At 31.4% G+C, this 14,925-nt stretch carries 12 protein-coding genes and 1 other annotated feature; all 12 genes read left to right on the forward strand.

Annotation, left to right across the window (positions count from 1 at the left end; all coding sequences use genetic code 11):
* Positions 1 to 79: 79 nt before the first annotated feature.
* Positions 80 to 327: a binding site (T-box leader), on the forward strand.
* Between the two features lie 52 nt (positions 328 to 379).
* The 12 genes from KDK92_RS16795 to KDK92_RS16845 all read left to right on the forward strand — a co-directional run bounded on the left by KDK92_RS16795 (position 380) and on the right by KDK92_RS16845 (position 14,799).
* A complete protein-coding gene (locus KDK92_RS16795; RefSeq protein ID WP_250860498.1) occupies positions 380 to 2,170 on the forward strand; it encodes an alanine--tRNA ligase in 1,791 nt (596 codons plus the stop codon).
* Between the two features lie 307 nt (positions 2,171 to 2,477).
* Positions 2,478 to 2,963 (forward strand): cysteine hydrolase family protein, encoded by a 486-nt coding sequence (locus KDK92_RS16800; protein ID WP_250860499.1) that lies wholly within the window; start codon positions 2,478 to 2,480, stop codon positions 2,961 to 2,963.
* A 4-nt stretch (positions 2,964 to 2,967) separates the two neighbouring features.
* Positions 2,968 to 3,093 carry a hypothetical protein gene (locus tag KDK92_RS24635; protein WP_276576016.1) on the forward strand — a complete coding sequence of 42 codons (126 nt, stop codon included), beginning with the start codon at positions 2,968 to 2,970 and terminating at the stop codon, positions 3,091 to 3,093.
* Positions 3,083 to 3,970 (forward strand): alpha/beta fold hydrolase, encoded by an 888-nt coding sequence (locus KDK92_RS16805; RefSeq protein ID WP_250860500.1) that lies wholly within the window; start codon positions 3,083 to 3,085, stop codon positions 3,968 to 3,970. Before KDK92_RS24635 ends, KDK92_RS16805 begins: the two co-directional genes overlap by 11 nt.
* A 534-nt stretch (positions 3,971 to 4,504) precedes the next feature.
* A complete protein-coding gene (locus KDK92_RS16810; RefSeq protein ID WP_250860501.1) occupies positions 4,505 to 5,203 on the forward strand; it encodes a zinc dependent phospholipase C family protein in 699 nt (232 codons plus the stop codon).
* A gap of 207 nt (positions 5,204 to 5,410) precedes the next feature.
* The gene (locus KDK92_RS16815) at positions 5,411 to 6,340 is read left to right on the forward strand and encodes a phosphotriesterase family protein (RefSeq protein WP_250860502.1); all 930 of its coding nucleotides are present in this window, start codon (positions 5,411 to 5,413) and stop codon (positions 6,338 to 6,340) included.
* Positions 6,341 to 6,387: 47 nt separating this feature from the next.
* Positions 6,388 to 6,570 carry a hypothetical protein gene (locus KDK92_RS16820; protein ID WP_250860503.1) on the forward strand — a complete coding sequence of 61 codons (183 nt, stop codon included), beginning with the start codon at positions 6,388 to 6,390 and terminating at the stop codon, positions 6,568 to 6,570.
* A gap of 131 nt (positions 6,571 to 6,701) precedes the next feature.
* Positions 6,702 to 8,510, forward strand: a complete 1,809-nt coding sequence (pepF, locus tag KDK92_RS16825; RefSeq protein WP_250860504.1) for an oligoendopeptidase F — start codon at positions 6,702 to 6,704, stop codon at positions 8,508 to 8,510.
* A gap of 783 nt (positions 8,511 to 9,293) precedes the next feature.
* A complete protein-coding gene (locus KDK92_RS16830; protein WP_250860505.1) occupies positions 9,294 to 10,307 on the forward strand; it encodes a GNAT family N-acetyltransferase in 1,014 nt (337 codons plus the stop codon).
* Between the two features lie 274 nt (positions 10,308 to 10,581).
* Positions 10,582 to 12,357: an ATP-binding cassette domain-containing protein gene (locus tag KDK92_RS16835; protein ID WP_250860506.1), complete on the forward strand. Its 1,776-nt coding sequence runs from the start codon at positions 10,582 to 10,584 to the stop codon at positions 12,355 to 12,357.
* Complete coding sequence (locus KDK92_RS16840) at positions 12,350 to 14,113, forward strand: ATP-binding cassette domain-containing protein (protein WP_250860507.1); 1,764 nt, start codon at positions 12,350 to 12,352, stop codon at positions 14,111 to 14,113. Before KDK92_RS16835 ends, KDK92_RS16840 begins: the two co-directional genes overlap by 8 nt.
* 179 nt (positions 14,114 to 14,292) lie before the next feature.
* Positions 14,293 to 14,799 carry a GNAT family N-acetyltransferase gene (locus KDK92_RS16845; protein ID WP_250860508.1) on the forward strand — a complete coding sequence of 169 codons (507 nt, stop codon included), beginning with the start codon at positions 14,293 to 14,295 and terminating at the stop codon, positions 14,797 to 14,799.
* Positions 14,800 to 14,925: the final 126 nt, after the last annotated feature.

A 14,925-nucleotide genomic window follows, 5' to 3' on the forward strand; every position in this document is an offset into this window, starting at 1 on the left:
GACTAGTTTATTTTTTGAATATGCCTAAGTTATACATTTGACAAAAACAAGATTTAATGATAATATTACAGAAATTAATAATAAAGCGAAGAAGAGAAGTAGTAAATATACTTGTATTGTTCAGAGAGAAGATGGTTGGTGCGAATCTTCACAATAGGTATATTGAAGCAGTCTCGGAGCTTTGAACCGAAATGATTAGTAGGCTTCAACGGAGTTCCACCGTTATCATAGGATAGAGTATCGGTAATATGAATTGCCAGTACTTGATGAGAGCAGAGTTTATCTCTGAATTTAGGTGGTACCACGGATAAAGAATTCGCCCTAAGCAATTAATGCTTAGGGCTTTTTTAATACAAATTTTTAGAAAGGAAGAAGAATTATGACTATGACAGCAAATGAATTAAGAAAACTCTATGTATCATATTATAAAGAAAGGAGACATGAAGTAGCTGCTGCCGCATCTTTAGTTCCAGAAAATGATGCTAGTGTATTATATACTACTGCTGGCATGCAACCTCTTATTCCTTATCTACTTGGACAAGAACATCCATTGGGAAAACGTCTTGTCAATGTACAAAGGTGTGTAAGAACGGGAGATATAGAGGAAGTAGGTGATGATTATCACTTAACTGTCTTTGAAATGCTAGGAAACTGGTCTTTAGGTGATTATTTTAAAAAAGAGGCAATTACCATGAGTTTTGGCTTTCTTACAGAGCAACTTAATATACCTGTTTCTAAACTTGCAGTAACTGTTCACAAAGGAAATGATAAAGTGCCATATGATGCTGAAGCTACTGAGACATGGTTAGAGCTAGGATTAAGTAAAGAACAGATTTTTTATTATGGAGAGGATGAAAATTGGTGGGGACCGGCTGGAGAAACAGGTCCATGTGGTCCTGATTCAGAAATGTTCTATGTAAATGATTTACCTGATTGTTGTGAGGAGTGTGGACCAGCCTGTAGTTGTGGAAAGTATGTTGAATTAGGAAATAATGTTTTTATGACATATAACAAAGATAAAGATGGAAATCTTACTGAACTAAAGCAAAAGAACGTTGATGTGGGATTAGGATTTGAAAGATTACTAATTCTAGCTAACAATCTGCAAAATGTATATGAAACAGATTTATTTGTTCCATTAATCAATAAATTGGAAGAAATAAGTGGGGTATCATATGATAAAAGCAATGAAAAGACTTATAGAGTCATATGTGAACATACTAGGGCTGCTGTATTTATTCTTGCTGATCCAAAGAAGATTGTCCCATCAAATTCAGAACAAGGTTATATACTTAGACGACTTATTCGACGTACTATTCGTATGATTCATAAGTTAGGTGTTAAAAAGAGTATATTACCTGAATTAGCTGAAGAAGTTATTAAAATGTATGGAGAAGCATATCCAGAGGTTAAGTCATGCAGCGAAACTATCATTGAAGAGTTAAGAAAGGAATATGATAAATTCAATAAAACTCTTCAAAGTGGATTGAAAATGGCAAACAAATATTTTGGGAAATTAAAAGCTGGTGAATGTTTGAACAGTGAACAAGCTTTTAAATTATATGATACCTATGGTTTCCCTATTGAATTCACATTAGAACTTGCAGAGGAAAAAGAAATTCTTGTTGACGTAGATGGATTTAAAGCAAAGTTTGAAGAGCACCAGAAAAAATCCAGAACTGGGTCCGTTGGAAAATTCAAAGGTGGATTAACAGAGCATAACAATAATAGTATTAAGCTGCATACTGCTACTCATTTACTTAATGGCGCATTGCGACAGGTATTAGGCGATCAGGTTTTTCAAAGAGGTAGTCATATTAATTCAGAGCGATTAAGATTTGATTTCTCCTTTGATAGAAAATTGACTGAAGAAGAGATAACACAGGTTGAAAGTATTGTTAACAGGGCAATACATCATAAGATTGATGTAAAATGTGTAGAAATGAACTTAGATTATGCTAAAAATAGTGGCGCTATAGGAGTATTTGATTCGAAATATGGTAATATTGTAAAGGTCTATGAAATACCTGGATATTCACTTGAAATCTGTGGTGGACCACATGTTTCTAATACATCTGAACTTGGGTATTTCAAAATAATTAAAGAGCAAAGTTCTTCTTCAGGTGTTAGGAGAATAAAAGCTATTGTTGATTTTGATAATGTAAATTAAAATAATAAGAAGTATCAATGATAAGCTATCAAAGTGGTGATAATCAAAGCACTTTGATAGCTATTTTGTTTACAATAAAAGTATTTGATTATAATTATAAAAGAAAATAAATCATAGTTATTTCAAAGATGATAATAAAGAAAGTTATATAAGAAGTTTGTTGAAAGTATGATAAAAGTAGATAATGAAGAAATTAAATAAAATATAGAAAATATAAAGGAAATGTCCATTTAACAAAGAAATTTATATAAAAGTTAAAATAGTATAAAACAACAAAATTATTAGATTATAAGAGGAGTGTGTAAATATGAAGTCAGCTTTTTTAATTATTGACATGCAAAAGGGGTGTCGTGAATTTTGTAAGTGCCAAAGAGAATTTGATGGTGCAGTGGAATACATAAATGAGGCAGCTAAGTTATTTAGAAAAAATGGATTACCAGTTGTTAGAGTATTAGATCTTGGAGTAGATGAAGGGCCAGGTTCTAAAGAATTTGAGTTTGTTGATTCTATTATTACTGATGAAAATGATATTATAATTCATAAGGAGTATAATAATGCATTTTTTAAGACCGAACTTAATAACAAATTACAAGAACTTGGAGTTGAATTCGTGGTTATAAGTGGATTTGCTGCTGAGTATTGCGTTCTGTTTTCTTATAATGGGGCAAAAGAAATGGGATATGGAGTATCACTACTTCAAAATGGCATTGCAGGTGTTGAGTACGAAGAAGTTAAAAAAATGCAGCTTATACGCCCAGTAGTTAGTAGTGTAGTTTTGGAATGTTTTTTATAGTAGAATGGCATATATTATTAAAAAGTATTTACTAAGGGGCATAAAAGATACCTCTTTTTCTTTTTTTAGAATAGGTGTTAATAGATACTTTAATATTATTAATATTGGAGATGAAGATAATGAAAAATAATGCATCAAGTATAGAATATGCAATTTATGGAGATAAAGGTCCATTGATAGTGATAGAGAACGGTCTTGGGAACTCCATTTATCTTTGGTATAAGGTTGTCGAGGCTTTAAAGAATGAAGTGCGTATTCTTCTATATCATAGAAAGGGATATGGGAATAGTGAAGATTATAAAAGTGAAAGAACAGTGGCAAACATTTCGAGTGAGTTGGATGAGCTATTAGATCATATAGGGATTGATGAAAAATTCGTACTACTAGGTTTTTCTTTTGGAGGAATGGTAGCACAGTATTATGCCTTGAATAATCCAGAAAGACTTAAAGGTCTTATTTTATTGGATTCTACTTCCAAAGATTATGAAAAGTTGATAGATGATAGAACACCGAAATTTAATAGTCTGTTTTCGGTAAAAGCTTTGACAGATAGTTGGATGTCTACTTATAGATTGAATTCTGAAGAATTTTCAAAGAGCATAGGAGAATCAGAAAATAAAGACGAGCTCTTACCTGATGACTTGCACGAGAAGATGATGAGTTTTATGAAAAATCAAAGACTGTACAAAACCGTTTCAGATGAAATGCTGTGTTACAAAAAATCAAGCAAGGAAATAGAATCAAAATATAAACAACTTAATATTGAGTTAATAGTGCTTTCAAGAGAACCAGAAAAATCGATTGAGAATTTTGTAAACTATGATCTACCAGAAAAAGAAGCAATAGTTTTTGAGGAAATATCATCTGAACTTCAAAGATGCCTTTTATCTTTTTCATGTAAATCTAAACAAATAATTGCTAAAGGAAGTGATCATTGCATCATGGATGAAAAACCCACTTATGTTATAGATGTTATTAGAGAAATGGTAGGAAAATCGACATGTTAAAGCAATGCAAAGTTATTTATGCTTTAGAATAAATTTAACAATCATTCAACGATGTACACTATGCATTTGACAAAATGTGTTTATTATGCAAGCAGATACAAGTGATGATGTGAAGGGAAAACATTTATGAAAATATATATAGTTGGTTCAGTGGCAAGTGGAAAAACAACTTTTGCATAGTAAATAGAACTTTTAGTAAAAGAACAGTTAGCAAGTAAAAACTATCTACTACATTTCCAGTTATAGAAGGTCATATTAAAGTAAAGGCAGAGGAAGAAGAAAATTGAGGCTAATTGATTTACAATATTTATGTCAAAAATTTATATAATAATCATTAGATATATTATGCCATCGTAGTATTAGAAATTACGATGGTTATATTTTTTTACAAAGAAGTTAATAAAACTAGGTAGGGATTTACATTTGTTGGTCTTGGACTTGACCCCTTAGCATAAGATTCTTATTTAGTTTGTTAATTTATGTATTTATATGTTAAAATACACTCAATACTATATATGATAATGGAGGGGTAATATGGCAGGAATTATAACACATTTGGAAATTGCCAATAGAATAATAAATACATTACCTGATGGAATAATTACAAATAAAGGATTGTTTTATGCAGGTTCAATAGCTCCAGATTTAATTCGTATGAGAGAAGGCGTTGTGAGAGCAGATAAAAAACACTCACACATGAGAGATAACATTGCAGATGTAGATTTTAGTAAGAGAGAGAACCTTACAATGTTTTATAATAGGGTCACTAGTTTTATAAATGATAATATATCTAAAGAGAACAATATAATTGATTTATATAGAGGATATGTGGTACATATTCTTTCAGATGAAATGTTTCTGCTTAATGTTAGACCTAACTTTGTAATGGAAATGGATAAATTAGGCATAGTGCCAACTGATATATTATTTCGTGACAAGATTTTCTATGACTTAGATTGTCATGATTTTATGCTTGTAAAAGATAATAGTGAAATGAAAGATATATGTAATTTAATCAAAAATGAGGAACCACATTGTGTTCATGGGTACATTACTGAGAAGGAATTAAACCTAGGAATAAATTGGGTAGTAGAAAAATATTTTAGTCAGGAACATGAAGTTTCTGAACCTATCTATATTTCAAATAATAAAATATTAACTTATATTGAGGAAACAGCTGATAATATTATAAGTAGATTGTCTGATGGTGTAATGTTTCCAAGGATATTTTAACCGTGGTAAAAAACATACATTTGCTACAACTCTCAAATTAATTAGTTTTCACATGTTGCGAAATAATATTAATATCTAAACTTTTGGATTTTATAAAATCTGAAAGTTTATTTTTATAATATCTAAAGAAAAAGACTGACATAGTGCTGTCAGTGATTTGTAGGTATAATGAAAATCAGAAAAGGAAATAGGGGGGGTATTAATCATATGATATATACTGTAAGAGGTGCTATAAAAAAAGAAGAATTAGGGATAACATTATCCCATGAGCATCTTTATTGGGGTGGCTTTGATGTTGAGTCCATGTATTTTGAAAAAAAGTACGAGGAAGAAAAAACGGTACAGGTATACCATGTCCTTTTGCCACTATTCAAGAAGTTGTATCAAACGGGCTGCAGAACCGTTGTTGAAACGTCGCCGCCGGAGGGCAGTCAGAATCTGAAATTGATGCAGATGCTTTCAAGGGCTTCAGGTATAAACATATTGCCCAATACTGGAATGGCTTTTTCTACCCATATCTATGATATTCATAAGCACGCGGATGAAATGGAGCTGGCAAAGCGTTGGATTGAGGACTTTGAAAAGGGGCTGGATACGATAAATGGTGTCACTATTCGCCCTTCTCAAATAAAAATTTTTACAAACCGAGGTAAGCTATCGGAAGCGTATAAAAAGATAATAAAAGCAACTGTCATTGCTAGCCGGGAAACGGGGATGCCTATACATTGCCATATATTAGAAACCGGGACTGCCGAAGAAGTTATAGATTTATTGGAAAGGGTGGATTGTAATTTCAACAAGTTTTTATGGGCTCATGCAAGCGCTGATGCGAATAAAGAGACAATGGCAAGGGCTTTATCCAAAGGGATGTGGCTGGGTTTTGACGATGTAAAAAAAGACAGTCTTCAAAAATATTGTACTTTAGTGAAGGAGGCCTTTGAAAAAGGATATCAAGACCGTATACTTTTATCCCAGGACTATGATTTTTATGAAGAAATGGTAAACTCACCGGAAAATCAGCCTTGTACCGATTTGTTCACTGATTTTATTCCTTATTGTGAAGAAATGGGACTGGCACCAAAGGTACTTGAAGATATATTGGTTAAAAATCCGGCTGATTTTTTTGATATGGAATAATAGTGACAGGCTATGAATATGCCTAATATCGAGAAGAGGTAAAAGTAATGGTTAAGAGTTTTTATGATCCGAAAATAAAGGAACGAGGCATACAAAAAGGAAAAGAAGAGGTTTATTATAGCGATATAGGTACAGTAGAAAATATTGAAAAAGCTTCAATAATAGAGTTAAGAGATAGTAAGGTGGAAAATATGGATTTCAATTTTTTTTCAATAAATTTAATTTTGTAAATAATGGTACTATATACTATAATTAAGAGGTGTAAACAATATAAAAATATATAAATTAATATAGTAAAGGGACGTGAAAGTATACAAAGTTATTTTTTGACCGTTCCTAAGTAAACAAGGGGGGTTATAAAATGAGCAAAGTTGTAAAAGCAAGACAGGATGTAGACCAGTCACTCACATGGGATTTATCTGCTATTTATGCAAAAGAAGAAGACTATAAGGCAGATGTAGAGATGTGTAAAAGACTTACTTCAGAAATTGAAGAAACGTATAAGGGAAATCTTAACATAGCAGAAAATATCAATGAGTGTTTGGATAAGCTGAAAAAGTTAAATGAAATAGCATACAAGACAGGAAGTTATTCAAATCTATCAGTTTCAGTAGATTATGGGAATATTGAAAATCAAGAAAGATCAATGAAATTTTCAAATATTTTATCTGATTTATTTAGTAGACTTAGCTTTATAGATAGTGAACTAATACAAGCAGATGAAGCAGTAATAGATGAGGCTATATCTAAGTCAAAAGAAAATGCTAACTATTTGGAAAATATAAAGAGAAATAAGAAACACGCTCTTCATCCTGAGGCAGAAAGGGTATTAGCAGCATTATCATCAACACTAGATGCTCCTTATACTATATACGGAAAAACTAAACTTACAGATATGAACTTTAAAAACTTTATTGTAGATGGAGAAGAGCATCCTCTTAGTTTTGGACTTTTTGAGGGTGAATGGGAATTTGAAAATAATACAAAAGTACGTAGAGTTGCCTTTGAGGCTTTTTCGTCTAAATTAAGAGAATATCAGAATACTGTAGCTGCTGCATATCAAACGCAAGTGCAAAAGGAAAAAACATTAGCGACTCTTAGAGGATTTGATTCTGTTATAGATAGTCTGTTATTTCCACAGAAGGTAGATAGAGAATTATACAATAGACAAATAGATTTAATAATGGAAAAATTAGCTCCACATATGAGAAAGTACGCTAAACTTCTTCAGAAAATTCATAAAATAGATGAAATGACTTTTATGGATTTAAAGCTTGTAGTTGATCCAAATTATGAGCCGAATATAACAGTAGAAGAATCTAAGAAATATATAGAGGAAGCCTTAGGTGTATTAGGTGAAGATTATTTAGAGATGATTAAAAGAGCTTATGATGAGAGATGGATTGATTTTGTACAAAATAAAGGAAAATCTACAGGAGCATTTTGTGCATCACCATATGGAGTACACCCGTTTATTTTAATATCATGGACTGAGAAAATGAGAGAAGTATTTGTATTAGCTCATGAACTTGGTCATGCTGGTCATTTCCATTTGTGTGGACAAAACCAAAATATTTTTGATACAAGACCATCTTTGTATTTTATAGAAGCACCATCTACAATGAATGAAATGTTAATGGCAAATCATCTTATGAAAGTTAATGATGAGCCAAGATTTAAGAGATGGGTATTATCTTCTATGATTGGACGTACTTATTATCATAACTTTGTAACCCACCTTTTAGAAGCTGCTTATCAAAGAGAGGTTTACAATATAATAGATAATGGTGGAAGTGTTCAGGCTAATACTCTTAATGAATTAAAGAAAGGTGTGCTTGAAAAGTTCTGGGGAGAAGATGTAAAGATAAATGAAGGTGCAGAGCTTACTTGGATGAGACAACCTCATTATTACATGGGACTTTACCCTTATACTTATAGTGCAGGACTTACTGTAGCAACAGAGGTAAGTAAGAGAATTATAAAAGAAGGACAGCCAGCCATAAATGACTGGAGAGAAGTTCTAAAAGCAGGGGGAACTAAGACTCCAGTGGAACTTTCAAAAATGGCAGGAGTTCATATAACAACAGACAAACCGTTACTTGATACTATAGAGCATATTGGTAATATAATCGACGAGATTGTAAGATTGACTGAGGAAATAGAAGGATAGAAAAGTGAACCCTCCCACCAGTTGCTCACGCAGAACTGGGGGCTTCTAGTATCGTGTACTAGAATTTTTCCTGTTTCCTAGAATATCGCCATACAGGTCTTATGCATTCTCCACAGGCTTGACTTTCCCTAGGACCTAGGGTAGTTACCGTTTTGCGGTATTCTAAGTTGCCTTAGATATTTTACGTGATGGAGGCTAAGCTTGGTTTTCGCTATATTCGTATACCCATCACAACCTTATATATCTAGTTATCATAGAACATTTATACGTATAGTGTATACATTTTCTGATGATTTTATACTTGTAAGCTATAGTATTTTCAGAAGGATATCGAACCCTTCTGAAAATAGTATTATGCATCACCCACTTTTAGAAGATGGGTGACTTCCATACAATTACGGTTAAAAATAAATGAAGCACACTAAACCATCATGAAAAAATCATGATGGTTTTTATTTGAAGCAAGCAGTGCTCACTGGCATTCACCCTGAAAGGGTGAAAGGTACATCATATATTTAACATAGTCCCCTCACAAAAGGTATAATTTTTGTGAGAGGATATCTTATTGTTGCTCAAAAATAGTTATGAATTGTTTTTGAGCTTTTTTAGTAAGTGAAAAATGATAAGATTAGAGTAGAGCAGAGCAGTGATGAACAGCTTGCTAATGCCGCTGATGCTGGTGTGGTTGCAAATGTTATTAATTTATTAAAATAAAGACAATTTGAAAATGACTAGTTGTTTATTTCAAATCGCCTAATATAAATTAAATATGGAGGAATAGAAATGAAAAAATATGAATTCAGATCAATTACTATTGATGATATGTCTGCAATGACTAATTTGCTAATGCAGAGACAAAAAAATGAGAGTAAAGTGTTTCCGTTTCTGAATAATAGTTGTCTTAATGCAAAATATATTACAGATATGTTTGAAGAGTTGTTTGTTAATAGTGAAGTCATTGGGATGGGAGCATTTCTTAATGATGAACTAGTAGGTTATATAATGGGAGAAATAAGTATTCACAATTTAAGAGGTAAACATGTATGGGTACCCTATGAGGGAATAGCAATCAAAATGGAACAATCCCCTGAACTTATAAGGAATCTTTATGCAAAGGTTTCAGTTAAGTGGCTTGAACAAGGCTGCTTTAGTCACTATACCATGATACCTCTAGGAAACCAGGAGTACTATGAAGCTTTCCAAGGATTAAGCTTTTTTATTGAACAAGTACATGGGGTAATGAATATGAAGGATTACAAGTCTTTTGAAAATGTATCTGATGCTGAGATTAGATTAGCTAACAAAATGGATAGTGCAATAATGGGTAATATGTCCAGTATAATTCATTCATATCAAAATTCAGCACCAGCTTTTATACCGCCATTTCCTGATGAAGTTGTAGCGAGAATAAATTCTGGGTATAAAAGCCTGGTTGAGGAAGATGATTCACTGGTTCTTATTGCAGAAAAAGATAAGAAGGAATTAGGATTTCAAGTATATGAGCCTATTACTCCAGATTTGATGGCACCTGATGATGGAGTAGAGTTATCTATAGCAGGAACTTACTATTCCCAAATGGGTAGTGGTGTTGGTAAAAAATTAATGAATGAAGCTTATAGAATAATTAAAGAAAAGAAACATAATTATATGTTAGCAGATTGGAGAATAGCGAACCTTACTTCCTCAACATTTTGGCCTAAGTGTGGATTTAAGTCAGTATCTTACCGAATGGTTAGACATATTGACCACAATGTAACATGGGCAAACTTTACCAACCCTAGTAATAAGTTATTGTAGTTCTTTAAACACTAAGATTAATAAAGAAATTCCTCGTTTAAGTGATTCTATGGCATTGACAGCTAAGAAGTATCAAATTGTCAATGGGAAATAAATTGATTTTTCTGATAAATATCACAACATTTATTATATTTTGGCTCAAGTTCGATTACTAATCATTCTTGAGCTTTTTTTTGTAAGTATAAATTGATAAGATTAGAGTAGAGATAGTAGCATAATAATGAAAAAAATATAGATAAATTTCTAACAAAACTTTATTAGAGGGGGCTATATAATGTTAGATTTACAAAAGAAAAATATTTCAGTTTTAAGCATTGTTAAATTATGTGCTAAATATTCACCAAAGCTTTTTGCCATGTGTCTCGCTTTAACAGTGATGGATGGTTTACTAGTACCTTTGATGCTGGTGGTTGTTGCAAATTTTATTGATTCTGTAATAACATTAACCTCAAATGATCCACAAACTTATATAATGATAAAAAATGCCATGTTTATGGGTTTGGGATATTTGTATACTCAGCTTAGTCAAGAATTAAAATTGTACTTTTATGAACTGTTGGAAGATACATTGAGAAATAAATTAAAGCCAGAGATCATAAAAAAGCAATTTTCTATGGATTATTTATTATTTGAATCAACACAAACACAGGATTTACTATTAAGAGTAACTAAGGACATAGAAAAGAAATTTATAAAAATTCTTAAATCAACTAATTTGATAATCACAATAGCTGTACAAGTAGTTGGTATTTTATATGCGTTGTATAAATATAATTGGTGGATAGTCATCATATTTATTTTCATTATAATTCCAATGATTTTCTTAACATTTAAAGGTGGTAAAGCAATCTATGAGTCAGAGAAAAAGGTTGGTTTCATAACAAGACAGATGAATTACCTATCTGATATTTTGTCAAATAGAGAAGCCAGTGCTGAAAGAACACTATTTAATTACTCGTATACACTCAATAAAAGATTTAAAGATGCCCATCTTTATAGATCGAATTTTAACACAAAGACATTAGCACGTGAAACTTTAAGAATCAAATTATGTAATATAGTAATAAACATATTTACCATTATAATAATTGTTACATTATCTAGACAGGTATACAATAACCTATTAAGTGTTGGTTTATTTACAGCCATAGTAGGTAGTATGATAAATTTAACAAAAGTTATTTCACTTCAATTATCAGAGCTTTTCTTTGAATTTTCCTCACATAATGAATATGTAAAGGACTTCAAAGAGTTTATCCAGCTAGAAGAAAACAAAGAAGTATTTGATGATAGATGTGAAAATTTGAAATTCGAAAGCTTACATATTAAGAATTTGTACTTTAAATATAAAGACTCTAAAGATTATATTATCAAAGGTATAAATTTATATCTAGAAAAAGGTAAATCTTACTCATTAGTGGGCTTAAATGGGGCAGGGAAAACAACTTTGATTAAAATATTAGTCGGTTTATATAGAGATTTTGAAGGAGAAATTTTAGTTAATGGTAAGGATATAAAGCTTTACACCTTCAATCAACTTCGAAGCATGTTTTCTGTTGTTTCTCAAGACTATGCCAGATATTATGTTTCTCTGAAAGATAATATAGCCTTTGATAATCCTGAAGGGGGTCTTAGTTCAGTTATAGAAAAGCTAGAATTGGGTGATCTGATTCGTGATTTACCAGAGGGGGAAAACAGCTATTTAGGTAAAATGTATGATAATGGAATAGATATTTCTGGAGGACAGTGGCAAAGGATCGCTATAGCTCGTGCTCTTTATAAAAATGGACCATTTGTCATTTTAGATGAACCAACATCCAGTTTGAGTCCAACTGCTGAAAGTAAAGTTTATAGTAATTTTTCAAAAATAGCTAAGGATAAAACTCTATTGATGATTAGTCACAGGTTAGGTTCAACAAAAATATCAGATGAAATAATAGTACTTGATAGTGGAAAAATTGCTGAGCAGGGTTCACATGAAGAATTGATGATGAAAGATAATATATATGCCAAATTGTTTAACACGCAAAAGGAGATGTATTATGAGTAAAGGAAGAAGAATGTCTAATAGTAAGATCTTTTTAAAATTAATCAAATACACTTGGCGTGCAAGTCCACTTACTTTTTCGGCACTTATAGTCGCATCACTACTATTTAGTGTTTTACGTTACTCAGAGATAGTAGTATTACAATCACTATTTTCCAATATATTGGAGGTTGTTAAGGGATCTCCATATGATATCATGATTAAGCCCATATTAGCTATATTAATTATCTTAATCCTTAATCCAGTGGGGGAATGGTTAGAGTTTTTAGCACAAGGCTACTTTTGGAGACGTGGTAATGGGTACATGCAATCACTATATCATGATCGCATTAATAGAATGGATTTAATTGATTATGAAGATGTTGAAAATTTTGATGACTTTAAGAAGGCAAGCTTAGGAAACGGAGAAGCACCAAACGGAATCCGTGTTATTGTCCAAATATTGTTTTTATACATACCTTTCATATTAATAACATCATTATATATGATTTCTATAAAACCTATGTTGGTATTTGCCATAGTATTAATATTTATTCCTGTTTTAATTTCTGAATTAATTAAAATGAGCAATAATTATGATTTTGAAGATAAAATTGCAAATAGAAGAAGAAAGACTGAATACTTTGAAAGCTGTATTGTTTCAAAGGAAAATTTCAAAGAAACCTTAATTAATGGAGCCTTTAACTATTTCTATAGTCTATTTGTAGATTCTAACAAAGAATTTAGTAAAGCCTATGTTCATGTTAAAAACAAGCTTCTAAAAGTTGCTATAGTTATGCGGATTATAAATACCTTAGGATACCTTTGCGTACTGGCTTTATTAGTTTACTATTTATATAATGGTTCCATTTCAGTAAGTCAATTTGGAGCTATTTATTATTCTATAGAGAAAATTACGTCTATGTTAAAGGGACTTATTGAAGATATTGGTGAAGCTTTGGTGGGGATTTCAAGTACATCTTTTCTTATTAGATTTTTAAATGAGGAAAAAGAAATTGAACGAGAAGAGGAACTTTCTAAGGCAGATGACATTGAATTAAGAGATGTTTCTTTTAAATATCCAAATGCAAAGGAAAAGTCTTTGTCAAATATAAACCTAAGGATAAAGAAAGGTACATCATTAGCAATCGTTGGGGAAAATGGTTCTGGAAAAAGCACATTAACAAAAATAATTATGGGGTTGTATAATCCATCACAAGGTGTGGTGCAGTATGGTGATAAAAATATTATAAATTACTCTAACTCATCCAAATTCAGTAATATTAGTGCAGTGTTCCAAAATTTTATAAAGTATAAACTACCTGCCGAAGATAACATAAAGATTAGTAATATTTCGTCCCAAGATTCAATTGAAAATGCTTCTTCAGGGATTAATCTAAGTTTTAATGATTTAAAAATTAATAATGAAACTATTTTATCAAGAGAGTTTGGTGGACAAGAACTCTCAGGAGGTGAATGGCAGCGTATAGCAATTGCACGTGGCTTATATCGTCCACATGATTTGATTGTTTTGGATGAACCTACTGCGGCTATCGATCCTATTGAAGAGGCTAATGTTTTCAGTACTTTTAAGAAATTGAGTGATGATAAGACCTGCATTTTTGTTACTCATAGATTGGGGTCAACTCAAATCGCGGATAAAATTGTTGTAATGGAGAATGGGGAGATAGTAGAAGAAGGCACAAATCAAGAGCTAATTGATTTAAAGGGCAAGTATTATCATTTATTAGAATCTCAAGCTAAATGGTATGAACGATGATATGTATTCATTATGATAGTGATAAAAGAGATGGTTATGTTTTGGAAAGGGATTTGATGTAAAAAAATATAGCAAAAATGTTACTAAATTTTAAATATATGGTAAAATAGATGTACGAAAAAGAAAACAATTATATTGTCGATTAGTAGAAATAAGATATATTAAGGAGGATAATTAATATGCTATCAAATAATATTATTACAGAAAGATTAATTCTTCGTAACATGGTACAAGATCATGCTAAAGATGTTTGGGAGATCTGGAGTAATAGTGAGAATGAAAAATATATGAGTGACCCTGTTGAATCACTTGAAGAGGTTGTATCTATATGTCAGAATAATAATAGTAATAACAACTTAACAGTTGCAACTTTAAAAGATACTGGTGAAGTTATCGGAACTTGTTGTTTCGGTTCTACAAATAAAACGGATGAGTGGGGTTTCGGTTATTCAATTAAGCAAGAATGCTGGGGAAAAGGCTATGCTACTGAAATTGTAAAAGCAGTTATTAAATTTGGACATAGTTTAGGGATTACAGATTTTGTTGCAGGTTGTGCTATAGAAAATACTGCATCTGGGAGGGTTTTAGAAAAATGTGGAATGCAATTAGACGGTAAAGGTAGCTTTAAACAGCCTAAGTTAAATGTAGTCTATGAAGAACATATTTATAAGCTGCATATAGATTAATTTTTAGTCTTTTAAAGATATATAGATAGAAATTAATATTTACACCTTGATTTAGAAAAAATGTTGAAGCATTCATTATTTTCTAAATCAAGAAGTGCCAAAGAAAATTTCTATCTATAATAGTTA

The sequence above is a fragment of the Oceanirhabdus seepicola genome (assembly GCF_023684385.1).
GTDB classification, from domain to species: Bacteria; Bacillota; Clostridia; order Clostridiales; family Clostridiaceae; genus Oceanirhabdus; species Oceanirhabdus seepicola.

Bases quoted from the DNA above. Each gene is read 5' to 3' on its own strand.
- KDK92_RS16795 (WP_250860498.1), top strand. From the start codon at position 380: ATGACTATGACAGCAAATGAATTAAGAAAACTCTATGTATCATATTAT.
- KDK92_RS16800 (WP_250860499.1), top strand. From the start codon at position 2,478: ATGAAGTCAGCTTTTTTAATTATTGACATGCAAAAGGGGTGTCGTGAA.
- KDK92_RS24635 (WP_276576016.1), top strand. From the start codon at position 2,968: ATGGCATATATTATTAAAAAGTATTTACTAAGGGGCATAAAAGATACC.
- KDK92_RS16805 (WP_250860500.1), top strand. From the start codon at position 3,083: ATGAAAAATAATGCATCAAGTATAGAATATGCAATTTATGGAGATAAA.
- KDK92_RS16810 (WP_250860501.1), top strand. From the start codon at position 4,505: ATGGCAGGAATTATAACACATTTGGAAATTGCCAATAGAATAATAAAT.
- KDK92_RS16815 (WP_250860502.1), top strand. From the start codon at position 5,411: ATGATATATACTGTAAGAGGTGCTATAAAAAAAGAAGAATTAGGGATA.
- KDK92_RS16820 (WP_250860503.1), top strand. From the start codon at position 6,388: ATGGTTAAGAGTTTTTATGATCCGAAAATAAAGGAACGAGGCATACAA.
- pepF (WP_250860504.1), top strand. From the start codon at position 6,702: ATGAGCAAAGTTGTAAAAGCAAGACAGGATGTAGACCAGTCACTCACA.
- KDK92_RS16830 (WP_250860505.1), top strand. From the start codon at position 9,294: ATGAAAAAATATGAATTCAGATCAATTACTATTGATGATATGTCTGCA.
- KDK92_RS16835 (WP_250860506.1), top strand. From the start codon at position 10,582: ATGTTAGATTTACAAAAGAAAAATATTTCAGTTTTAAGCATTGTTAAA.
- KDK92_RS16840 (WP_250860507.1), top strand. From the start codon at position 12,350: ATGAGTAAAGGAAGAAGAATGTCTAATAGTAAGATCTTTTTAAAATTA.
- KDK92_RS16845 (WP_250860508.1), top strand. From the start codon at position 14,293: ATGCTATCAAATAATATTATTACAGAAAGATTAATTCTTCGTAACATG.